The 22,204-nt window shown below is 59.0% G+C and carries 25 protein-coding genes and 2 pseudogenes; 17 read left to right on the plus strand and 10 right to left on the minus strand.

The genetic code is table 11. From position 1 onward, the window contains the following. Positions 1-282 (minus strand): SDR family NAD(P)-dependent oxidoreductase (locus NKI24_RS31615; protein WP_352750323.1); only part of this gene is annotated, 282 nt, incomplete at its 3' end. Positions 283-367: 85 nt separating this feature from the next. Between NKI24_RS31615 and soxR the strand changes: the two genes are divergently transcribed. From soxR to NKI24_RS31630, 3 genes and pseudogenes are all read left to right on the plus strand, one after another. Then, positions 368-802, plus strand: a complete 435-nt coding sequence (soxR, locus tag NKI24_RS31620) for a redox-sensitive transcriptional activator SoxR (RefSeq protein ID WP_123148309.1) — start codon at positions 368-370, stop codon at positions 800-802. Beyond that, positions 802-1,120: pseudogene (locus NKI24_RS31625) on the plus strand (pyridoxamine 5'-phosphate oxidase family protein); the annotation flags it as partial. The gene soxR and the pseudogene NKI24_RS31625, both read left to right, overlap by 1 nt. 147 nt (positions 1,121-1,267) lie before the next feature. Next, positions 1,268-1,855, plus strand: coding sequence for a cyclic nucleotide-binding domain-containing protein (locus NKI24_RS31630; RefSeq protein ID WP_352450388.1), 588 nt, complete (start codon positions 1,268-1,270; stop codon positions 1,853-1,855). Between the two features lie 66 nt (positions 1,856-1,921). Here the strand turns inward: NKI24_RS31630 and NKI24_RS31635 are convergent, their stop codons facing one another. The 3 genes from NKI24_RS31635 to NKI24_RS31645 form a co-directional block, all read right to left on the minus strand. After that, a complete protein-coding gene (locus tag NKI24_RS31635) occupies positions 1,922-2,362 on the minus strand; it encodes a hypothetical protein (RefSeq protein WP_352450387.1) in 441 nt (146 codons plus the stop codon). Between the two features lie 247 nt (positions 2,363-2,609). Next, a complete protein-coding gene (locus NKI24_RS31640; protein WP_352450386.1) occupies positions 2,610-3,911 on the minus strand; it encodes a glucoamylase family protein in 1,302 nt (433 codons plus the stop codon). Between the two features lie 48 nt (positions 3,912-3,959). Then, entirely contained in the window at positions 3,960-4,691 is a 732-nt protein-coding gene (locus tag NKI24_RS31645) for a helix-turn-helix domain-containing protein (protein WP_352750324.1), read from the minus strand. Here NKI24_RS31645 and NKI24_RS31650 point away from each other — a divergent pair. After that, positions 4,671-4,835: pseudogene (locus tag NKI24_RS31650) on the plus strand (rhodanese-like domain-containing protein); the annotation flags it as partial. The gene NKI24_RS31645 and the pseudogene NKI24_RS31650 sit on opposite strands and share 21 nt — an antisense overlap. 240 nt (positions 4,836-5,075) lie before the next feature. Further along, complete coding sequence (locus NKI24_RS31655) at positions 5,076-5,429, plus strand: hypothetical protein (RefSeq protein ID WP_023680319.1); 354 nt, start codon at positions 5,076-5,078, stop codon at positions 5,427-5,429. A 401-nt stretch (positions 5,430-5,830) separates the two neighbouring features. On the opposite strand, the gene NKI24_RS31660 is transcribed toward NKI24_RS31655, so the two are convergent. From NKI24_RS31660 to NKI24_RS31670, 3 genes are all read right to left on the minus strand, one after another. Further along, the gene (locus tag NKI24_RS31660) at positions 5,831-6,646 is read right to left on the minus strand and encodes an AraC family transcriptional regulator (protein ID WP_352450384.1); all 816 of its coding nucleotides are present in this window, start codon (positions 6,644-6,646) and stop codon (positions 5,831-5,833) included. Positions 6,647-6,713: 67 nt separating this feature from the next. Next, a complete protein-coding gene (locus NKI24_RS31665) occupies positions 6,714-7,589 on the minus strand; it encodes an NAD(P)-dependent oxidoreductase (RefSeq protein WP_352750325.1) in 876 nt (291 codons plus the stop codon). Positions 7,590-7,667: 78 nt separating this feature from the next. Beyond that, positions 7,668-7,988, minus strand: a complete 321-nt coding sequence (locus NKI24_RS31670) for a putative quinol monooxygenase (RefSeq protein WP_352450382.1) — start codon at positions 7,986-7,988, stop codon at positions 7,668-7,670. A 539-nt stretch (positions 7,989-8,527) separates the two neighbouring features. Between NKI24_RS31670 and NKI24_RS31675 the strand changes: the two genes are divergently transcribed. The 4 genes from NKI24_RS31675 to NKI24_RS31690 all read left to right on the plus strand — a co-directional run bounded on the left by NKI24_RS31675 (position 8,528) and on the right by NKI24_RS31690 (position 10,955). After that, positions 8,528-9,064: a serine hydrolase domain-containing protein gene (locus NKI24_RS31675; RefSeq protein WP_352450381.1), complete on the plus strand. Its 537-nt coding sequence runs from the start codon at positions 8,528-8,530 to the stop codon at positions 9,062-9,064. After that, on the plus strand, positions 9,024-9,743 hold the full coding sequence (locus NKI24_RS31680; RefSeq protein ID WP_352450380.1) for a serine hydrolase domain-containing protein: 720 nt from the start codon (positions 9,024-9,026) through the stop codon (positions 9,741-9,743). Before NKI24_RS31675 ends, NKI24_RS31680 begins: the two co-directional genes overlap by 41 nt. 295 nt (positions 9,744-10,038) lie before the next feature. Then, positions 10,039-10,344 (plus strand): hypothetical protein, encoded by a 306-nt coding sequence (locus NKI24_RS31685; RefSeq protein WP_352450379.1) that lies wholly within the window; start codon positions 10,039-10,041, stop codon positions 10,342-10,344. 476 nt (positions 10,345-10,820) lie between these two features. Further along, positions 10,821-10,955: a hypothetical protein gene (locus NKI24_RS31690; RefSeq protein ID WP_352450378.1), complete on the plus strand. Its 135-nt coding sequence runs from the start codon at positions 10,821-10,823 to the stop codon at positions 10,953-10,955. A gap of 163 nt (positions 10,956-11,118) precedes the next feature. On the opposite strand, the gene NKI24_RS31695 is transcribed toward NKI24_RS31690, so the two are convergent. Together NKI24_RS31695 and NKI24_RS31700 are read right to left on the minus strand one after the other, a co-directional pair. Further along, positions 11,119-11,868 carry a DUF4336 domain-containing protein gene (locus tag NKI24_RS31695; protein ID WP_352750326.1) on the minus strand — a complete coding sequence of 250 codons (750 nt, stop codon included), beginning with the start codon at positions 11,866-11,868 and terminating at the stop codon, positions 11,119-11,121. Between the two features lie 125 nt (positions 11,869-11,993). Beyond that, positions 11,994-12,257, minus strand: a complete 264-nt coding sequence (locus tag NKI24_RS31700; RefSeq protein WP_352450376.1) for a hypothetical protein — start codon at positions 12,255-12,257, stop codon at positions 11,994-11,996. Between the two features lie 576 nt (positions 12,258-12,833). On the opposite strand from NKI24_RS31700, the gene NKI24_RS31705 reads away from it, so the two are divergent. Beyond that, positions 12,834-13,079 carry a hypothetical protein gene (locus tag NKI24_RS31705; protein WP_352450375.1) on the plus strand — a complete coding sequence of 82 codons (246 nt, stop codon included), beginning with the start codon at positions 12,834-12,836 and terminating at the stop codon, positions 13,077-13,079. A 29-nt stretch (positions 13,080-13,108) separates the two neighbouring features. Here the strand turns inward: NKI24_RS31705 and NKI24_RS31710 are convergent, their stop codons facing one another. Further along, positions 13,109-13,408 carry a hypothetical protein gene (locus tag NKI24_RS31710; RefSeq protein WP_352450374.1) on the minus strand — a complete coding sequence of 100 codons (300 nt, stop codon included), beginning with the start codon at positions 13,406-13,408 and terminating at the stop codon, positions 13,109-13,111. Between the two features lie 231 nt (positions 13,409-13,639). Here NKI24_RS31710 and NKI24_RS31715 point away from each other — a divergent pair, with 231 nt between their 5' ends. From NKI24_RS31715 to NKI24_RS31745, 7 genes are all read left to right on the plus strand, one after another. Further along, a complete protein-coding gene (locus NKI24_RS31715) occupies positions 13,640-14,782 on the plus strand; it encodes a helix-turn-helix domain-containing protein (RefSeq protein WP_352450373.1) in 1,143 nt (380 codons plus the stop codon). A gap of 420 nt (positions 14,783-15,202) precedes the next feature. After that, a complete protein-coding gene (locus NKI24_RS31720) occupies positions 15,203-16,852 on the plus strand; it encodes a putative bifunctional diguanylate cyclase/phosphodiesterase (protein WP_352450372.1) in 1,650 nt (549 codons plus the stop codon). A 173-nt stretch (positions 16,853-17,025) separates the two neighbouring features. Further along, the gene (locus tag NKI24_RS31725; protein ID WP_502901503.1) at positions 17,026-17,547 is read left to right on the plus strand and encodes a ubiquinone biosynthesis methyltransferase UbiE; all 522 of its coding nucleotides are present in this window, start codon (positions 17,026-17,028) and stop codon (positions 17,545-17,547) included. Next, on the plus strand, positions 17,544-18,722 hold the full coding sequence (locus tag NKI24_RS31730; protein ID WP_352450371.1) for a methyltransferase domain-containing protein: 1,179 nt from the start codon (positions 17,544-17,546) through the stop codon (positions 18,720-18,722). The genes NKI24_RS31725 and NKI24_RS31730 overlap by 4 nt, the downstream gene beginning before the upstream one ends. After that, positions 18,719-21,085, plus strand: coding sequence for a SpoIIE family protein phosphatase (locus NKI24_RS31735; protein ID WP_352450370.1), 2,367 nt, complete (start codon positions 18,719-18,721; stop codon positions 21,083-21,085). The genes NKI24_RS31730 and NKI24_RS31735 overlap by 4 nt, the downstream gene beginning before the upstream one ends. Positions 21,086-21,087: 2 nt before the next feature. Continuing rightward, entirely contained in the window at positions 21,088-21,648 is a 561-nt protein-coding gene (locus NKI24_RS31740; protein ID WP_352450369.1) for a slr1658 superfamily regulator, read from the plus strand. An 18-nt stretch (positions 21,649-21,666) separates the two neighbouring features. After that, entirely contained in the window at positions 21,667-22,005 is a 339-nt protein-coding gene (locus tag NKI24_RS31745; protein WP_352450368.1) for a slr1659 superfamily regulator, read from the plus strand. The last annotated feature ends 199 nt before the right edge of the window (positions 22,006-22,204 follow it).

Raw genomic sequence — 22,204 nt, forward strand, 5'->3', positions numbered from 1 at the left:
AGGGCCGAGGCTCGACGCATTGTTGATCAGGACATCGAGCCCGCCGAGGCTGGCAGTGACCTGCAACGCGATCGGGTAGATGTCCTCCTTCTTGCCGACGTCGCCGACAATACCGTGCGCGCCCGTCTCGTCGGCGATGCGTTCGACATTCGCGGCGGTGCGGGCGACGAAGGCGACGCACGCATTCATCGCGGCAAGCTGCCGCACAAGCGCCAGTCCGAGGCCGGACGTGCCGCCCGTGACCGCCACGCGAAGTCCCTGAAGTTCGACATTCGTCTGCATTGCCAGTGCTCCTTTAATCCGTATGCCTCTTGGTACAAGTTCAAGTTAACTTGAAGTCAAGCGGGAATTGTGCTTTCGTTCATGCATGGATTCCATGCTGACCATCACCGACGTGGCGCGGCGCAGCGGCGTCGCATCATCGGCCCTGCGCTTCTACGAGGAGCGCGGGCTGATCGCGTCCGAGCGGGCCGGCTCGGGACACAGACGCTACCCGCGATCCGTGCTGCGCCGGATCGCCTTCATCGTCTTCGCGCAGCGAATTGGGCTGACGCTTGAGGAGATCGGCGCCGAGCTGGCCAAGTTGCCAGCCGATCGCGTGCCGTCGCGTCGGGATTGGTCGCGGTTATCGGGCCAGTGGACCAAGCGCATCGACCAGCGCATCGCCGAGTTGCAGCGCCTGAGGTCGGGGCTTACCGAGTGCATCGGTTGCGGCTGCCTGTCGATCGACCGGTGTAGCCTTGCGAACCCTGCCGATATGGCAGGACGCAAGGGGCCGGGGCCGAGGTATTGGCTGGGGTGAGTCACCTTTATGCATTTTCCATGTTGGGCAAGAAGATCGACTGGATGCGGGCCAATCCGCTGGTGTCCCTCCAGGTCGACGAACGCGGCCAAGGACGGGGATGGAGAAGCGTGGTTGTAGAGCCGCTATGAAGAACTGCCTGACCAGATCGGCTGCAAGGTTCAGCGCGACTATGCATGGTTAGTGTTGAGCAAGCACGCCAACTGGTGGGAGCCGGGCGCCCTCAAGCCGGTCATGCCTCCGGTGTCGGACAGCGCGCCCCACGTGTTCTTCCGGGTCTTGATCGAGCAGGTGTCGGGCCGCGAGGCAAGTGAGTAGCTGTCTCCACTGCCGCGACGGCTGAAAGCGGTGGCTGGACCGGCGCGTAGGGAGCGGTTCTAGTAGTTTCCCGTACGGACATAACCGAATTTCGCCACGGGCCGATTAGCGCGATTGCTGTTCCACGGATTAACCGGGAAAACAGCCATGCACGCCTACACCAACTCCAGAGTTGCACTGCCGTCGCGGTCCTCCCAGCCCAACCTGCCGGAGGCTTTCGAGCCCGCACCGCTGCAACCACTCAGCTTCTATCCCGCCGGCGCGGAAATCTACGCCCAGGGCGAGAAGGCCGGAGCCTTCTACCAGTTGAAGTTCGGCGGCGTCCGCGTCTACCGCCTGCTTGCTGACGGCCGCCGGCAGATAAATGCCTTTCACCTCGCCGGAGAGACATTCGGCTTCGAAGCCGGCACCACGCATCATTTCTTCGCCGAGGCGATCAATGCCACCGGTGTCCGCGTCTTCCGCCTCGCTGCTGGAGCGGACAACTCCCATCAGTTGCTGCCCATGGCGCTCAAGGGGTTGACCAGAGCGCAGGAACACCTGCTGGTCCTCGGTTGCCAGAGCGCCATCGAACGCGTCGCCGCATTCCTGGTCGACATGGTGGAACGGCAGGGCGGATTGCAGCAGGTCGAACTGCCAATGTCGCGTATGGACATCGGCGATTATCTCGGCCTCACAATCGAGACTGTCTCACACTTCAGACCAATTGACAGCGGGGCACCAAGAGCAAGATAGCAGCGCGGAAGACTATCTTGTTTGCCGCTGGAAGACTGAGGAAACAGCGGGCACGTCTATCGGCGTTCAGGCTTCCGGACGAAGGCATGGACCGGCACATGGCCACATTGCATCCGGACCGAATTCAGCATCGATCGCCTCGCATGCCGCAGCAAGATCGGCGCTGGTCGCTTCGTGGCGGCGTTCGGCCTCGCTGCAGGCCCGCTCGGCCATGGCCAAGCCGTTGGCCAGCATGTCGAGGACGGGGATCAGGATCGGTCTCGGATCGATGCCGTCGGTTCGAAGCCGGCTCGGTGCGTCCAGCGCGCTCAGCCATTGGTCAAGTTCGAAGAGAGCGGCACCAGGTTGCAGGCCAAGCGACCAGTTAAGCGGCAAGTTTTGCAAGCCGCGGCTCCGGCCTGCGGCATGACTGAAGAGCCGGCGCAGACGGTCCTGACTGAGGCCATTCAGCAGAACGTCGTCAAGCGCGCCACAAGCCTGGCCTTCGCGCGACGCCAAGGTGGGCATGGTCAGGCTCCTTGTTGAAGAAGCCCGCCATGCTCTGCTCGAGCCGAACGACGCTCAACGCGAGCGCGACGACCGGTTCTTGATCTCTACCTCAACCGCGCGCGCCCCTCCCGCGCAGCGGGTTCGTTCCTCGGCCCTATGCTGCTGAGTACCAATGCGCCGCTAAGGCGACATTTGCAGCAAATGCGGCATGTGCTAGCAGTCAAAAGTCCCGGTATCAGTCGGGGAGCTTTGTCATCTCGACTTGTTATAGCCAACCGCCCGAAAAACCGGCTCGGTGCAGTCCCGCGATGATGGCCGGCACGCGGCGCATCAGGCGCCACAGGAAGCCCGAGCGGTAGTTCTCTATCATCAGAGTGATCGGTCCCTGATTGATGCCGACATGGTCGGGCGATACCCAACCGCATGGCCGGCCGTCGGCGGCTGCTATTGTCGGATTGAAGCTTGCGGTGAAGCCGTAAGGGTTGCCCTCTTGCAGGTCGATCTCGTGGAAATAGCGCAGTGCCGGCAGAACGATCTCTGGTGCAAAGGGCAATGAGGTAATCGCTGCCCACGGCGACAACGTCCCATCATCAGGGCCGAATGGCACGCCGCGCGCCAGATAGCCGAAGAAGCGGCGGCCACCGACCGTCATTTGGGGTTTTGTCGGGCTTGGGCCGTCGCTGGCGGTGATGCCCCAGCAATTCTCGCCATAACCGCTGAAGCCCTTCGGATTGCGAATGGCGTAGTCTCGTTGCAGGTAGGTTGCCTCGCGGCTGTTCTCGAAATAGTCGCAGTCGTGGTTGCGCATGGAAGCATCGCGGATGCCGCGAAAATCGATCCAGATATGCGAGAGCTGGTGGACGAAAAGTGGACCAGCGTAAACCAGTTCCCGGCCATAGATCTTTTTCCACTTGTAGGTGGATAGCCAGGCCGCATAGCTCTCGGGCGGCAACGGATGGGTTGGCGAACCGAGGCCCAACACATATAGGATCACCGCTTCGTCGTAGCCTTGCCAGCGGTAGCGCAGGAAGCCTTTTCCAGGCCGCCAGCCATGGGTGACGGTGGCGCTGCCGTTCTGCGCCCATCGCCAGTCGGCGCGCCGGTAGAGCGCATCGGCAAGCCGCCGGATTTCCAGTTCGGATTCATCGTCCTCGCCAAAATAGGCGCCGGCGGCCAGCACGCCAGCAAGCAGAAGCGCCGTATCGACGGTGGACAGCTCACACTTCCAGACGCGGCGGCCGGTCTCAATGTCGAGGAAATGGTAGTAGAAGCCCTTGTGGCCCGTTGCGTCGGCTTCGGGCCCTTGCGGCGCGTTCCAGAAGAAGCGAAGCGTGGCGAGCGTCCGTTCAGCGGCGGCGGCGCGCGTCATGAAACCGCGCTCGACACCGACGGGATAGGCCGACAGGGCGAGCCCGACGGCGGCGATGCTGGCCGGTGACCCCGGGGTGTTGCGGTCGGCGATCAGGCCATTCGCCGGGTTGGCCTCTTTGAGAAAATAGTCGAAGGACAGGCACTGGATGTCCGAGAGAAGCTCGTCGTTCTGCAGGTGGTCGCTCGATGCATCCATGGCTGTCGATATAGAGGGGTTCGCTGCGCTTCCCACCTTTTGGTCGTCTTATCGCCTATGCGCCAGTCGCGAAACGCGTGCCCTCCCGTGCGAGCGGGTTCGTTCTGCGACCCCTTTCCGGACGTTGATGGCACAAATAGATGACCGAGCATTCGTCAAAATCATGATTAAACTGGCGTCGGACGGCCGAACTGCGTTTGATACTCCTTTGGGCTGATACCCCTGCGTTTGCGGAAGTGATGTCGCAGCGTATCCGCTGAACTCATGCCCACGGGCGGCGGCGATCTCTTCGATGCTGTGGTGGCGACCAATCAGGAGCTGCTTCGCCTCGTCAAGGCGCTCGGATACCAGCCATTCGCCTGGAGGCGATGCCGTCGCTTGGGTGAAGCGTCGTATAAAGGTCCGCAAGCTCATGTGGCATTCCGATGCCATTCGCTCCAGCGTCCAGACGCCGCCGAGTTCAGCCCTCATCTTGTCCAGCAGTGGCGCAACTTCTGACCCACGCCGTGTCGGAACAGGTCGTTCAAGGAATTGCGCCTGCCCACCGGTACGGTGCGCCGGCATTATAAGCCTTCGAGCCACGGAGTTGGCCGCATCAGCTCCAAAGTCCTGGCGAACGATCTCGATCAGAAGGTCAATGCCGGCGGCACTCCCGGCGGACGTGAACACGCGGCCATGCGAGCGGTAGAGCGAGGCATGATCCACGGCCAACTTTGGATACTGGCTGCGCAGTGCATCAGCGTAGCGCCAATGCGTCGTACGGACTGTTGGGATGTTCATGATGCGCTGTCGCGCGAACCCGATTTCGTCCTCCTCGATGTCCGCAGCCCTTCGATGTTCGCCCAAGGTCATGTCCCCGGGGCCATCAACTTGCCCCATGGCAAGATTGTCCGCTCAAAGCTCGAGCGCTGGTCCGACCAAACCGCATCCGCCTTCGAACCGTGGCAGTAATCGCCACCTGGTCACCAATGCCTATTCCCCGAGCCATGCCATGGATTCTGGTGCGGGCAGTGTCCTCTTCAAGAGGCTTCTAATATACGCCCGCCATCCTAAGGCTGACCTATGACCAGAGTTACAAAAGTTGAACTTCATCGGGGAACACTCCTTCTGTCTGCCTGTTGGATTTGCCAGGCGCATCCCGCGCATTCAGACAGGAGAAAGAAGATGAAACGCATCCTTTTGGCTTCGGCCGTGCTGGCGGTGTCGGCCGGGCTTTCCTTTGCCCAGACGACCAGCGGAACTTCGAGCGGAACCTCGACGAGCGGAACCTCGACCACGACAACCATGCCCAGTACGACGGATCAGGGCACCGGCACGACGAGCAGCGGCACCAACATGTCCGGCGATCAGGGCACCGACACGACCACCACCAGCGGCACCACGAATCCGAACTCGGCCAGGGACTGCGCGCCCGGCCAGCAGACTGGCAGCGCTCAGCAGGCGGCGCCTGGTCAGCAGGACACGGCAGCCAACACCGCCGCGCCGGGCCAGGTGAAAAAGACCGACGAAGGTTGCTGATTGGCACATCGGCCCACGTTGGAATCACCAGTGTGTGGCTGGCCAGTCTCCCCCGACCACCGCCTGAACTCACTCGGCTGGCGAGCAAGTTGCCGCCAGCCGAGCATCAGTCCAGGAACCTTTGCGCATGCTTGTGCTTTCAGTGGGGCACGCCTGGCTTCTGTTTGCTTTCGGTCAGATAGATATCCGTCTGCTCGCGCATCTTGCCTGAAGGGAGCTGCGGCCGCGCTCAGAGGAGAGGCTAACAGGTGATTTCGATCGACGCGCTGTATTGCCGATAGCGCCAGAGCGATTCGAACCCCTACATCGGACAACGTTTTCGGGGTTGATCGTTGCGGCCGGCTTTGCAGTGGTTCCGGAGGAACGGAGCTTCCGCCGCGTTGCCCGGCGGGCTCAACCCACTACTGACTGCTGCGAGCCAAAGTCGGCGATCTCACCTCGTAGAAGTGAGCGGACCGTCTCGCCAGCTCGCAAAATTCCGTGGGTGTCAGACCTGTAAAACGGCGGAACTCATGAACGGCCTGCGATTGATCAAAGTAGGCCTCATCGACAAGCTGCGTAAATTTCTCGTTCGGATCTTGCAATATCGCTTTGATAGTTCGTCTCAACCGCGCAAGTTGGCGAAAGCGGACCGGCGAATTTGCCGTCGCTCTCTTGAAACGGTTCTCAAGCTGTCTCTCGCTCAGTCCCACAAGATCGCAGATTTTGGAGATCGATGATGTTCCCGTCTCGAGGAGTCGGAAGGCGGCATCGAGGGTGCCCCGCTCTGCTCGGGGATTGAGACGTTGCTGTAGAAAATGGTTCAGCAGGTGGACCCGCGTGCTGTCAAGCGCCGTGGTTACGATTTGCTCCGTCAGACGCGTTGCCTCTTGTCCCCAGATCACCTCGAGTGGAACAATTCTGTCTGCAAGTTCGGAAACAGGCACTCCCAGCAGATGTTCTGCCATGCCCGCCCGAATACGGACAGCAAGAAAGTGAAATCCCGGCACGGCCTTTGGGTGAATGGGCTGGCTACGGCAGCACAAAACATGGGCCCGCGGCGGCTGTTTCCCGTTAAGCAGAAAGCCTGGTGCAACGTGAAAGAATATCTCAGCTCCGCCTGGGCTTGGCCAGAACGGCATGAATTCGATGTCTTCGCCAGGATTGGTCTCACGTGACCAGTAGCGATCAACCACGTGACCTATCGATTCGATCGGTCGATAGGATATACTCAGCATCCAAGCCTCTCAAAATCCATGACTTATTTGTTACGCCATTTCTGCAGCCGCCCATCGCATACATAGATTATCTTGGCTCAGTGTACAGGCGCACGATGCCGGTTATATTGTCATCGCCCATGCCGCGATCAATCCCATGCTGGAAGACCTCGCGGGCCGCAATAGTCAGAGGCATATACTGTGGGCAGTCCGCGCCCGCCATAGCGATTGCATATGCAAGGTCTTTGTCCACGAGTTCTACTGGAAACAATGGTGCGAACGTGCCCGCGCGCATGGAGGCTGCCATCGTTTTCGCCGCTGGGCTGCTGGCGGGCGTCGTGCCAATAATCTCGACGGCTCGATCGACATCGGCGCCCAGCCGCTGCAGCAGGCCAATGAGTTCGGCCATTGCGCCAACCTGGACAGCGAGAAGAGAGTTGACGGAGAGCTTCACCATGGCGCCTGCCCCGACCGGCCCAGCGTGATGTACTGCCGTGCCCATGGCTTTGAGCAGCGGTTCTGTTCGCGCAAGGACGTCCTTCTCGCCGCCGACGAGATAGATCAGCTGGGCCGCCTCCGCTTGCGGCCGCCCGCCTGCCACCGGTGCCTCAAGGAAGGCGACGCCCCGAGCCGATGCGGCTTTGGCGAGCTCGCCGATCCAAACCGGCGTCAGTGTCGAGCTCTCGATCGCCACCGCGCCTGCCTTGAGCCCAGCAAGTGCTCCCGTGTCCTCGTCGAGCCATATTTTTCGTGATGCAATGTCGTCTCGAACCATGGCGATCACGAAATCTGCTCCTGCCGCGGCCTCTCGCGGTGTGCCGGCGAGACGTGCTCCTGTGGAAATGAGCGAATGCGCCGCCTCCTTTGACCGGTTCCACACCGTCAAGCGGTGCCCTGCCTTGAGCAGATTGGCTGCCATGCGCGACCCCATCGCTCCAAGTCCTAGAACTGCCACTTCAGCCATCGGAAATCCTTTCCATCCGTCGTAGGTTGTATCAAGAGCCAATCCAGTTGTGTGGTCGACAGCTAAACGGCGAAACGCTTAGATCGCGTGGCTGTCCGCTGGCACAGCTATGTATTCGGCAAAAACCACGAACGCGGCTGCCGCAGGCGGCTCTCTAAGTAGATCATTGAACACGGATAGCGCATTGCGCACATAGGGAGAGACCATATGAGACTCCCAAGCCGCATGATCGCGGTATTGTTCCACGACATAAAAATGCGTGGTGTCGGACGTGCTCTGAGCGGCGTGATACGAGACCGCGCCCGACTCAGCGGATGTCTGCCGCGTGAGATCGATGAGGATGTCACGGACTTGATCGACGGTCTCGGCCCGAGCGAGAAGGTTCGCGATGAACATCATTAGCAGACCCTTGTTGATGCTGGAATGCTAGCTCGGCGAAGCTGCGTCGCATTGTAGAAATGCGAAATGGCAGCGAAATCACGCATGGCTCCGGACGCGTCAGCAACATTGTAGGTCCAGGCCGACCGCGTTCGACTGCGGCTACTGTGGCGCCACCATTGCAATTAGTTCTGCCCGACAGAGAGTGACGGAGGCGGCCAAGCGTGGGTTGCCTACCAAGCTGAGCGTCCTAACGACCAATCCGCGCAGAAATTTTATGAGCGAGAAGGATTTCGGTCGAGGCGGAGACCGAAGGAGGACGCCGCATGGTAAAACTGTCGGTCCCATAATGGCGATCGTGCTTGCGCGAACATCGGCTCACCACCCAACCAAACCGTTTGACCCGCGCTGGCAGCTGCTGAGTAGGCGAGGTCCGCATCGCCTCGATCGCGGACGAAGCAGAAACTGGGACATCCCTCCATTGCTGATATTCCGGCCACAGACGGAAGCCTGCGTTTCCGGTAGAGTTCGTCCCGTCGATCTTACCAGGAAGTGAAACGATGATAGCGAGAACACTGGGCGCGGTGGTTGTCGCGGTGTGCGCAACGGGCAGCGCCGTGGGCGCTTCTGCGCCGGCGCTCAAGCCGATCGACCCGGTCGCGCTTCAGGCAATGATGGAACGCACGGCCAAGGAACTCCTGCTGCCGGGCGCAATGGTTCTCCTCAAGACTCCGCAGGGCAATTTCGCCTTCGGGTATGGAACGACCGAACTCGGCGTCACGAACCCGCCGCGCGCCGATACCCATTTCCGGCCCGCCTCAAACACCAAGACGATGACGGCCGCGGTGATCGTGCAATTGGTCCAGGAAGGAAAGCTGAGTTTCGACCATCTGATCTCGAAATACGTTGATGGTGTTCCGAACGGCGACCAGATCACCATTCGCCGGCTCATAAAGATGCGGAGCGGCCTTTACAATTTCACCAATGCACCGGAACTTGCGGAAAGCTTCGATAACAATCCGGACAAGGCGTGGACCTCGGAGGAGGTTCCTCGCCATGGCTTTCAAACGGCCGCCGCACTTCGCGCCGGGTGCTGAATTCGACTACAACAATACCAACTATTATCTGCTCGGCCTCGTTGCCGAGAAGATCGATGGCAAGCCGTTGGCGACGATCTTTCAGGAGCGCTTATTCGGGCCCCTGGGGATGAAAAACACGTTGCTGCCCGTCAGCACGTCCAACACCATCCCCGAGCCTTATGCGCATGGCTACATTTACGGCGGCGCGTCTTACGCCCTGGTCGATGCGCCCTATCCGGACGATCTTCAGGCGGCGGCCAGGGCGGGAACGCTCAAGCCCGATGACGAGACGTGGCAGAACCCGTCCGCTTACTTTGCGGCAGGCGGCGTCATCTCCACGGCGGATGATCTGGCGACCTGGATGCGCGCACTGGTCGGGGGCCAGGTCTTCAACGCCGACTACAAGCGCCAATGGCTGGATAGTCCCGAAGCGGAGGATCCCAGCAAGCCTGAAGGCCAGAAATATGGCTACGGCAGCGCCCTGGTCACCTTCGGGCCGAACAAGATCTATTTCCACGGCGGCGAGATGCCCGGCTACAACTCCTTCATGGGCCATGACCCGGACAACGACGTCACGCTGATCGTCTGGACCAGCCTGACGCTCTCGCTCGACGGCAAGCCGACCGCCAACGCTCTGATGCTGAAAATACTGGACCAGATCTATGCGGTCTCACCGTTAGCGCCAGCGAAGCGATGACACCGGGTCGGGACAGGCGAGGCCGCTACGGCTCTAGGCTTGTCTTCCCGGTGCGCACGGCGTCGACGACTTCGCGGATCGGGTCGAGGACGAGCTGCGGCTGGTCCTTGTGGATCTCGTGGCCGCTGTCGGTGTTGACAATTTGACGCCCACAAGGCCGATCCGAGGCCAACTGGGAGTGCATACCAGCTTGGAATTGTGCGGAACCGTACGAAGTCGATTGCAAGCAACCAACCTGGTTGGCCGGGCATTAATTAGCAAAGCGTCAATTAGGGAAAGCATCGGGAGGAAGACCATGCTGCACGTTAACATGCCTCGCGAATTTGAGGTTGGCGATGAGGTTTCACTAGCAGGTACCGTCATCACGATTCTCCCCAGCGGGCGCGCTAGAGTGAGCATTCCATCGTATGACCATCCTTATACGATTGATCCGCCACCCAAAGCCCGGGCCGGAGACCGAGTGGTTCTTGTTGGGGACGTCACGCGCATCGATCGCGGAGCAAGCAAACTCACCGTGCGGATTGATTGCGGCGGGGTGATCACGGTCGACAAGTCGGCGATCACTCGGCTGAGAAAGCACCGCCGGACTTCAGCGGCTTGATACTACGGCGATACGACGGCCGCGCTTGTCGGCGTAGGGAAGATGCAAGCGCACTTTGACAGCGACGGATAAGCGGGAGTTCGACGGCTAGGGCACGAGTCCAGCCTAGTGCGTCGCTGGCGTCTTCGGACTACTGGTGAAGCAAGTCCGATGTGCGCCTATCGCGACCCCGCTTCACCTGCCGTCCAGCCGTTCGCGCATTCGCGATCGTCGCTCTCGGCAACAGGCGGCGCCCCCGGCCAGGACGTGTCGCATGTGCGCGCTGTCGAAGGAGGCGCCCAGCAACATTTCGCGTGAAGGCCGCGGGCACCCGATGGATCGTAACCTTTCTCTGCAATGAGCGCCTTGTCGCCGGCGATGGACCTCCGGCTCTTACGCATTATGGAGATCACATGTTGGTCCCGGCACCCGGTGCCGGGAGCCTCGTGACAGAACTGGGCGACATGGTTGCGGTGGAGTAGGCGCCGTCGCCCTGGATGAACAACAACCTGTCGCATGCGGTGCATGCGTTGTCGAAGCTTTCGGTCGGTCACGGCCGCGGCCGCATCGACAACGACCGCAACGGCATCAAGTCATTGCTGAAAGCCCGCAAGGTATCTGTCAAGACATAGCGTGCCGGCGAAGGTCCGCCCTCGCGACAGGGATTCGTTCTAGGCCGATCGGTCGGCAACGCGACCGGCCAGATGAGCGAGAGCTTACCCTCGGCATAAAGCGATCGGGGCGAGCGGCGGAGCCGACCCGAAATGGACATTTGGCTTTCCCCAAACCACTGCCTCACCAAGCCGTCTTTCCGAATATTCTACGGACAAGCTCGTCGCCATTCCCATCAAAGCAGCGGCCGTGACTGAGAATCACTCGCCGCGGTTGCCACGACTGGAGTTTGCCTATTACTGCCCGTGCTTTCTGCCGATGCAGGAGAATTGGCAGCCGCATGCCAAGGAAGGTGCGCCCGTGCGGGTGAGCCATCCCAGTCAGCTTCGTCACCGTGCGCCAAGGCTCATCGATCATGTCCAATTCGAGATTGATGATGGTGTCTGTAAGAATCAGCGTCTTTGACGCTTGGTGGAAGAATATGAACTCTTTGAAGTAGCCACCGGGAAACAATATCTGGTCCATGTCCCGCCGCCACTCTTCCGGCGGATCGGCTTCCAAATCCCGAGCGAACGTCACATCAGCATGCCGTGCGCGTGCTCTTTGGCGGACTCTGGGCGATGCCCATGTGGTTGCCTCAGGGAAAGCCTTCGACCACTCACCGACATGAGCGTAGTGAAATTGGTTGGGTGACACGAGGTGGCGAATTCTGCCCAAGTTCCGTAACTCTTCGGCCACCGTCCAAGCAAACTTGATGGGCGAATGAAGGAACAGATCGCCGTTCGATAGGCGCACCACCGTCATCCGAGTAGTGAATGGCCGCGGAAGTTTTAGTCCTGCTACCGTCAAATACTCAAACGGACCGTCAACGACGCCGATATCGGGTCCCTGCGGTTTGTAGACGTTCACCGGCTCGTAAAGGGATGCACTCACAGCCCATTCCACTTCACCAGCTCGGCGCAAGGCGATGCACGCTATCTGGGCCAGGTTTGGTCATGCCGAACCGCAGCACCTGCTGCTTCTGGTGGAGCAACTGAACTTGCGCTCGAGGGCAAGTCTCAAGACGCGCGTGCCAAGGCAATCGAGATCACATTGTCCGTGTCAATGTCAGGCAAATCGAAGATCATTGGCAATTGCCGCGTCATGGCCATCTTCACGATCAACTCTTCCATCGATTCAACCGGAAGGCTGGCGTTTGAACGCTGCCGCATTAACAATGCAAGCTTGTGGACGGGCACGGGCGTCGACTTCGCGTGGTCATCCAAAAGCCTGCCGATTTCGATCAGAACGTCTGCGTCGATGGTGCTGGGCAATTCGCGCATGGTCTATTCCTCCCTGCCCCTGACCATGCGCGCCGCGGGCAGCCGAGTCTCGGGAAACCTCCGTACGTTTTTAACGATGTTGAAGAGCGTAAATGCAACTCTCTGGCTGCAGAGTGGCGTGAGCCGATAGGCTCGGCTGATGTTCACCACCGGTCGGCCCGCCTTGCCGTGTGAATTTGTACCCCCGTTAGAGTCGTGAGACCATTCTGCGAGAATGTCTGGAAACGAACTCATATTTGCCGGTGCTCGATCGGTAACGAATGCGAGACGGACGGGACCGAATAGGGACTTAGGTGATAGCCGCGAAACCATCGGCGCACTCGCTTGCGCCAAGATGGCAACAAATCGAGACTTCCGCGACAGCAAGGACCGCTTGCACCAAAAACGATCTTCCGAAGCAAATATCAACGGCTGGAGGGAGTAGTATTGAAACCACTGTGAACCCGTGCCCGCGGCGGTTTTAAGTCCGGTGTCTTGGCAACAGCGCGTCGCGACTGAACGGATTCATGCGACGCGCCTTCCCGCAGCCTTTTGCCGATGAGACTTGACAGCCGCAAGTAGTTGGCGCTCGCTGGTGTGAGCATTTCGAAAAATGGCCACGACCATTACTGTCAAGATTTCGGCCGCCGGGTCCAAAGGGTCGAGATGCTCATCCGCGCAGACCTGATCGAACACGCGTTCGCAAATAGCCAGATCATGAGGGCTGAGGCAGGTGCGATTGAAATACCGAGGCAGCATCTGTGCGAACCTTTCAAGGCCCGCTACCGTGCTTGCGGCGGGCTTTTTGCTGATGAACCGCTGAAGCGGTGGCTGTCAAAATGACTTGTCATCTGCAGTGACTACGAATCAATTTACTTGATTCCTGATTGCTCCTTTATTAATCCTAGCATAAGCGCACACTCACGGGCTTTATATTGTCCGGTAATCATAAGTCTATAGTAATCCTGCCGCTTGTTTTCCGGGACGTGAAATCCGCGCCGAAATTCGGCTGCCTCTTTCGGAGTTCGAGTGCAACCGAGTTTGCTGGCGGTGACTTTCAAACTCGCCAGTGAGCATCCGACCTTTGCCGCAATATTTTTCAACGGCTCGTTGTTACCGTATCCATCCAGAATTATCCTCCGACGAGCTTCGCTGTTGAGCCTAGTGGCCATTTGGGTGGTCTCCTCAACTAATATTCCACGATGCCCGATTCTATACGCACCAGGCTGAAGAGTGTCGTTGGCGTCACATCCAGAAACTTATCTCGGAATGCATTTCTTGCCGTAATCCAGCGTGATCGCCGTTTCAGTCGCCTCGAGTCGGCCAGTCTTGCCAGATGCCTGAGGTACACCACATGATTGAGAGGGGCATGGGCATACCCGAATCGGATATGACACCACGCGATGGATGCTAAAAGGCAAGAGGAGGCGCTTGCGAGGCAGGCGCTGGAGCGTGATCGACGTCGTTGGCCGCGCGAAGCTCAACCTTACAATGAGGGTGCCCCGTCACTTGCGCCGGCGCTCGAACCTTTGCCCTTTTCAACGCTCGAACTGGCGCCAGAGGATCAATTCGCCGCTTGGCAGGCGCATATGGCACCGCTCGTCGAGGTCAGGTTGCCGGATGACAAATCGCTCGACGATGGCTTTCCCGCCGACCACACGGCTTGGAACCTCGACGGCATGCTGATCGTTCAACAGCGCGCACCGGCACATAGTTATATGCGTTCTGCCGCGAAGCTTCGGTCCAGCTCGATCGATCACTGGTATATCGCCTTGCCACGTACTGGCCGGTCGTGGACGGAGGTCGATCGCCGTGTAGCGGAGAACCAGCCGGGTAAATTGGAGATCAGATCGCTTGGCTACCCGTTTCGCGGGAGGACAACGGACTCCGAAAGTCTCTTTGTCTATTTGCCGCGCGATTTGTTCGCCGATGCGGCGGCAACCCTGGACGCCAAGAACAATTCAATTCTGTCGGGCAACTTTGCCAACCTCTTGCTCGATTACGTCAACAGCATCGAAGCAAGACTTCGCAGCCTCACGGCTGACGATCTGCCCCGCATCGTGCACGCAACACGCAGCATGATCATTGCCTGCCTCGGGCCTCCGGCGGAACAGGTTGCGGCCGCCGAACTATTGACGAGTGTCGCGCTAATGGAGCGAGCGCGTCGATACGTACACCACAATCTGGATGCGGCTCATTTGACACCGGATTCAATGTGCCGGGCGCTCGGCGTCTCGCGCTCTCGTCTCTATCAGTTGTTCGAACCAAGCGGCGGTGTTCTCCATTACATACAAAGTCGCCGCCTTCTAGCAGCCCATATTGCGCTAAGCGATCCGGCGGACAGCCGGCGCATTGTTGAAATTGCTGAAGCCTTCGGGTTTAGTTCAGCGGCTAATTTCAGCCGAGCATTCAGCAAGGAATTCGGTTACAGCCCCCGCGAAGGCCGCAGTACTGTGGTATTGCCGCGCCCCGCCCACTCTGTTTCACATGCCGGAGGCCAGGAGGCCTCTTCCTTTGAAGGTTGGCTCAAGGCGCTCGGAAACTGATTACAGGATCGCGAAGCTGATTGGGCGGACTTAGAAGAGGGGTTGCCCGGGGCGGCGAAGGTCACGCCGCCTCATGGACCACAATATTTTCGTGTCGCGCCTACTGCGCATCAATCACAGAGCTGATTCTCGCCAATTCACGGTTTGTTAACGAACTGTGACGGTTCATCGTTATTGATAATTTGCCGCCAATCACGGCGGAGCATACATGGAACTAGGCTGCGGGGGGCTCTTATTAAGATTGCGATTTGAAAGTTTGCCAAGCTTGACAGTTATGCTATTTCTAGACTGGGGGGCGCGAGTCTGCACCGCCTATGGAGGTGGTTCTTGCCCTCAGAGGCTTCAGGCGTCGGCACGGAGAGTGAGGGGCCTTCATCGAGCGACGCTCCAAGTGTCGGCGATGGGGTTCTCGCAGACCTTTTGGCGAACACGACCGAACTTTTGTCGTTCTATGACCGTGACTTTCGCCTGACGCACTACGCGGCCAGGCTCAAAGGCTTGTACGGAGGCGCGGTAGCGCCGGGCGCCGCCGTCTGGGTGATCTACCCGAGCTTTCTCGATGCGAGCCATCGCGACGAATTTCTTCGTGTGTTCCAGGGTGGCTCTCCGGCCAGCATCGACTTGCCGCGAACATCGGGCGGAGCGCACCGGTCCGTTTTTGTGTTCCCCACGGCAAATGGTGCGGGTATCATCGAATTAAGGGAGGACGGCGGGCGGAGCGCAGCCGAGGAACAAGAACATGTAGTTCTGCTCCATCAGGCGACGCACGACGTGCTGACTGGACTGCAGAATCGGCGGCGATTCGGCGAGCGGCTCCAGCAGGCAATGGCGGCCCTCGGCGGATCAAAGCCGAAAGCCGCCCTTCTGCAAATCGACCTTGACGATTTCAAAGCGGTCAACGACACGCTCGGCCATGGAGCAGGCGACACTCTTCTTCAACTCGCGGCGGGTCGTATCCGCGACTCGCTGCAGGACGGCGAATCCGCCTACCGGTATGCCGGCGATGAGTTCGCTGTCATCCAATTGGGAAAGGAGCAGCCAGCAGAGGCTGAGCGCCTTGCCGGATCTCTAGTCGACGCGTTCAAGAACCCGTTCGTCATCAACGGCATTCCCGTGTTCGTCGGCTCGAGTATCGGAATTGCTTTCGGGCCGGAGCACGGGACCGACGGCGAACAGTTGATGAAAGCCGCTGACATTGCTCTTTACGCGGCCAAGACAGATGGACGCGGCTGCGCTCGAACATTCAACCGTTCGATGCTGCTCTTGCTCGAGCAACGCGAGAATCTGAGGCGCAGCCTTCGAACCGCGCTGGAGCGCGGCGAGCTTTATCTGGAGTATCAGCCGCTCATTCAGCCTCCCTCGTCAGTGACCGGTTTCGAAGCGCTGCTGCGGTGGCGGCACCCCGAGCTCGGAATCATTCCACCCAACGTGTTCATACCGATCGCCGAAGCGGACGGTCTGATGGACGAGATTGGACGATGGGTGCTCGAGGAAGCGTGTCGCCAGGCGTTGACGTGGCCTTCCTCGCTGACAGTCGCAGTGAACTTGTCGCCGGCTCAGTTCCTTAGCGGTTTGCTGACGGACACCGTCGCTCAGATCGTCGACGCAGTTGGGCTTGAAGCCGACAGACTTGAACTTGAGATAACCGAGAGGGTTCTACTTGAGAAGACGATCGACAACATAGACACATTGAATACGCTGAATGTCTTGGGAATTCGAATATCGCTAGACGATTTTGGAACATACTATTCATCGTTGAGCTACCTTAAAAATTTTCCCTTCGATACGTTGAAGATAGATCAGTACTTTATTGCGGACTTGGAGACCGATCTCAAAAGCCAAACGATCGTGCGATCGATTATGAATCTGGCGCACGGCCTCGGGATAAATGTCACTGCCGAGGGGGTCGAGACCCCTGCACAGGCACGGTGGCTGATCAAGGAGAATTGCGATTGCCTGCAAGGCAACTTCCTGGGAAAGCCGCTTGGAGCCGAGGCGATCAGCGGTTTCATCAGGCGGTCCCCGCTGAGGGTGGTACGCGCGATGGAGGAATCAAAACAAGCGCTCTAGTGCCTTGCGGCCTTCGTTAACGGTGAGGCGGAGATTCTAGAATGATCGAGGCAGATACAGCGCAATTCCTCGAGTGGGTGCGAGACAGACTCATCACGGGCGCGGAGAAATTTTTCATCGCGGAGGCCATCACCCCGCGAGAGCTCAATACTGATGGAACAAGTGAGATGCCGATGGGACCTATTCATCATGACCTGGCTGGCGAGCCGACTTTTGAGCCGATGATCCAGATCGAGATGGAAATCAAAGCTTTTGTCTCCGCTTGGAAGCATTGCGATTATGTCTCGACATACGTGGCCCGGATGATCAGTCAAAACAGGTCAGACTCGGTCCACCATTCAAATCTCTTTTCCTCCGCCTTCAACGAATTGCTGGAAGTCGCCTTTCGTACTCGCCATGCCGACGGCGAACTGGCATGCAGGGTGTCTCGCCATGGCGCGACGGATAGGATCGAGTTGACATTTCCTTGCGTGCCGGAGGAGCGCCAATTCTACGAAGAAGCCGTGTCGCAACTTGCAGGAATAGAGGCCAGAGAGCGATACCTCAATTCGGTGTCCGGGGATCTCGCGCCGAGCCGCGAGGTCATACTCCTGGAACTGGCTGTCGACTACAACGCGACACTCTGGATCGAGGACGCGGACGGCGATGCAATCAAGCTTGTCGTGGATCTTCCGCTCGAGGGCCTGCAAAATTGAGCCCTTACGACCTTCTCCCGCGCTTCAAGGCGCAATACGACGCGAACAACCAGGAGTTCTCCATATCGGGAGTGGTCCGGCCTCAGGCGATCGATGAGCTTGGGCCCAGCATAGCATTACTTCGCGATGCGATCGGCCGTGTGCGCGGCGTTCTCTACGTCAATGTCAGGCGCCTGACGCAGATGAACAACGCGGCGTTTCACACCTTTTCGAGGATCATCATCGACGCTTGTCGCGCTCGACCCGATCTCAAATTCGTCGTCATCACGTCAAGCGTCGTCGGATGGACCTCGCGAAAATTCGGTCGCCTGAGCGGAATTGAACCGAACATCACCGTCGAGGAGTATGACACTGAATTTTATCCGGGGCAGGGTTTTCTTGAAGAAGGCGGGTTCGTACCCATCCTGCGCACTCAGACAAAGATGACTTGGCGCCACGAGCGCACAATCTTGCCGCGACACGGCATGAGCCCCGGGATCGTCATGGCCGATGTCTGTTGCGGGATCGGTGATTTCGCCGTGCTCGCGCAGAAGGAGTTCCAGCCATCGCGGATCGTCGCCCTCGACCACTCCAGATCAAGCCTGAACTATGCTCGACAAGTGATGCGGGAATTCGACATCCGGGGCATCGAATATACTTATGGCGATGCGTCGGAGATGCTGCTCGACCAAGCGCAGTTCGACTTGGTCACCTGCCGACATTCCCTTCAAATCTTCAATCGACCTGAACTCATCCTCAAGGAGCTCTACCGCATCTGCAAGCCAGGCGGGCGGGTCTATATCACCAACGAGAAGAATTCGCATTGCCTCGGCGAGCCGCGCGCCGAAAGCATTCGTTGGACCTACAACGAGGTGGCGAAGCTGTTCGGGCATTTCGAGATGGATGTCGAGCTTGGGCCCAAGAGCCGGCGATACCTGATCGAAGCCGGATTCGAAGACATCCGTGTGGAGACCTTCATGGTCACTAACCTGGACGGGGATCCGCAGGACTTCGCCGATGTCATTGCGGCCTGGGCGGACGTCTATGCGGGCGAGATGGCGACCAGACGCGGCGATGGACCGGAGTTCGTCGCACGCTTCCGGCAGGGCTTCGAGGATCATATTTTCGCTGCGCTCCACCCCAAGGGTTATGCGGGTTGGCCGATCTGGGTCGCATCGGGGCGACGGCCGCAATGAAAGCCAACGATGAGCCCACACCGCGATTCGGCCTGCGCTCCTTTCGAGCGAAATTCGTATTGGTCGTTGGCGGCGCGGTATTGTTCGACCTCCTTTTGAGCGGTGGCCTGGCGCTTTGGAATGTTCAAAAGCTGTCGCGCGACGCAACATCCGAAGTCGGTGAGGGCCTGACGATCGCAAACCAGGAATACATTCGTTCCTATGCCGAATCGACAGCGTTAAGCGTCGACCTGCTGCTCGATCGAGTCCATGGGGACGTCAAGGCGTTGGCCGGCGTGCTGCAGGCCCAGATCGACGATCCAAGCAGGCAACAACAGGTCGGAGCCACGCTTTCGCAGGAGGCGCCGGGCTCCGTGAAGGTCGTCTACGACTCGCGGGGCGATTGGGCGCAGAACCTGCCGGGAGCGCCTTCCGTGGTCAGCGTCTGGGGCTACCTGCTGGGCGCCGACCACAGTCCGCTGCCAAGCGTTCAGCAGGAAATAGAAGACAGCACCGTGCTGGACCTCGTTGCGCCGACGCTCATGGCCAGCGGGTCGTCCAAGCTGCAAATGTATTATATTGGTCCAAAGGAACGGCCGATTTTCAGGACGGTGCCGTATACGGACCAGGCACAGACCTTCGACCGGCTCTACCCAGGCCACAACAAGGCAGAGTTCTGGGAGTTTTTCTTTCCGGGAATCTATGGGTCATGGCAGCAATGGGCCAGGGATCCAGCCTCACGTCCGGTCTCTGACGATATCACCCAGACAGCGCCTTACACCGATGCGATCACGGGAAAGCTAATCGTCAGCTTTTTCCACCCGCTGTGGACGCGCGATCGCACCGGTATCGCTGGTACGGCGGGAGCAGACATCACTCTCGATCAACTCGCGGAAGTCGTCGAACGTGTGAAGATCGCTGAGACCGGGTTCGGCTTTCTCACAATGTCGACTGGCAACGTCGTGGCGATCAATCCCTCAGGCCAGGCAATCATCGGCCTGACTTCATCGAGCGATGCGGGCACCCAGGGCGTCACCGGCCTGGAGAGGTCCCTGCGGGGAAGTACGCAGCCGGCTATCGCGTCGCTGCCTCTCGACCAGAACAATGACGGTGTCATTCAGCATGTCATGCTCGCCGACAAGGGCGAACGCGTACCCTACATTGTTGTCCTCAAAAGATTAAAGCCGACCAATCTGTGGAGTTCGGGACCGATCAAGTCCGAAATGATGTCGGTCGGGATCGTCGTTCCCGAACGGGAGATCTATGCATCCCTGTTCGCCGCGCAGAAGAGTATTTCCCGTGCAACCAACCGTATCCTGCTCTTTCAGATCGCCGCGATCGTCGTTTCGCTTCTGATCGTTTTTGCCGCCGTGCTCGGAATTTCGAAGCGGATCACCGCGGGCCTCAGGGCGCTTGCCAGCGCCGCCCAGCGGCTCCAGTCCAAAGACTATTCAGTCCGAGTGAGCATCCCAACGCGCGACGAAGTTGGAGCGGCAGGGGTCGCTTTCAACCGCATGGCTGAGCAGATCAGCTTTCACACGGAAAACCTCGAGCAACTCGTCGACGAACGAACAAGGGAACTTGGGGACGCAAATCAGGAGATTTCCGCACTCAACGAAAAGCTGCAGGACGAAAACGTTCGCCTTGGTGCTGAACTCGCGGTCGCCAGACAGATCCAGATGATGGTCCTGCCGAAACAATTCGAACTCGAAGCGATTCCGGGGCTGGAGATCGCGGCCTACATGCGGCCGGCCGACGAGGTCGGCGGTGACTATTATGACGTCCTGCAGAACGGGTCACGGGTCAAGATTGGCATCGGCGACGTGACCGGTCATGGTCTCGAGAGCGGCGTGCTGATGCTCATGGTCCAATCCGTTGCACGCGCGCTGCAGGAGACCAATGAGGGGGATCCGCATCAGTTTCTGGATCGGCTGAACAGAGCGATCTACAAGAACATCGAGCGGACGAACACCGGCAAGCATCTCTCGCTGGCCTTCCTTGACTTCGAGGATGAGCGGGTAACGCTATCCGGCCAGCATGAGGACGTTCTCGTCGTGCGTGCGGACGGGGACGTCGAACGCATCGACACGATGGATTTGGGTCTGCCGGTTGGCCTGGAGAATGACATCTCGAAGTTCATTGCCACGCGCGACATCCCGTTCGGCAGTGGCGACGTGATCGTGCTGCACACCGACGGTGTGACCGAGGCGGAAGACCAAGACAGAAGGCTGTTCGGGTTCGAGCGCCTCTGCCAGAGCGCACGAAAACGTCAAGGCGGGAGCGCCGAGGAAATCAAAACCGGGATCATCGAGGATCTCATGGCCCATATCGGGATCCAGAAGATCCACGACGACATCACCCTCGTGATCATAAGGCACACATAGCCATGACAACGCTGTTCGGGACCCCTGACGTTGCAATCGGGATGAAGGAGAGCGTCAGTCGCGTGCGGCTGTTCGACGGACCTCTCGACTTGAGTTGGCGTCATTGTGCCACGACCTCGGACTTCATCGCCGATCTTTTCGCGTTGCGCTTCCGGTCGTCCCGCAATGACTACATGGAAGTGCGGCATAGTATCGGATATCTGGTCAACGAACTCATCGAAAATGCGGTCAAGTTTCGCGCACCAGGTGAGATCTTGATCGAGGCGTCGATGGATTCGGAGTGCTTCAAGCTCAAGGTGTCGAACGACGTCGATGGTGAAGATGCCTCTAAGTTCCAAAGTCTCCTGGCAGATCTCACGGTTGGCGACCCCGTGGACCTGCTGATACAGCGAATTGAAGAGAATGCCGCCAACCCCGACATGGCAGGCTCCGGACTTGGATTGCTGACGTTGATGAGCGACTACGGCGCACGCCTGGCTTGGATATTCAGCGCCGCCGACGAAAGCGATCGGCTTTGCGTGGAGACATATGCCTCTATTCCGATCTCGCAAATTCACAACTAGAAGAAACGAAGCCCGGCTATGGAAATCAAGACAGACGACTACCGTGTGTGGACTGAAGGAAGCGAAATTTTCTTCGACGGTGCAATGCGGCTTGCCAGTTCCGAGGCCGGTGCGCCTATCTCGGCGTTGGCGACCAGTGTTCTTGCCTGTAATCCCGCTTCCATTACGCTCAATCTTAAGGATCTTCACTTTCTAAACTCTTCCGGCATCAACCTGCTCGCGAAATTTACCATCGAGGTGCGCAAGCATCCCGATGTTCGACTCGTCGTGCGTGGAACGCCAGACATACCCTGGCAATCGAAATCATTGCCGAATCTGAAGAAGCTGCACCCCGCTGTGGTGCTTTTGATGGACTGACGAAGGTCGTCCGAAATTAGCCAAAGGACGGCGTGCAAGAGCGCTGCAAGAGCGAGATATGTACGCCCGGATAAGTATTCGGATGCGAGGCTAACGACAATTTGGCCACGTGCGCAGATGCTCGCAATGGCTTGGGGGCTGGCACAGGCGGCAGGCGTCCGGGTTGGGGGGATGTCGGGCCGCCTGTGCCGATCAGCCG

Source organism: Mesorhizobium sp. M0701, from assembly GCF_040320365.1.
GTDB lineage: Bacteria > Pseudomonadota > Alphaproteobacteria > Rhizobiales > Rhizobiaceae > Mesorhizobium.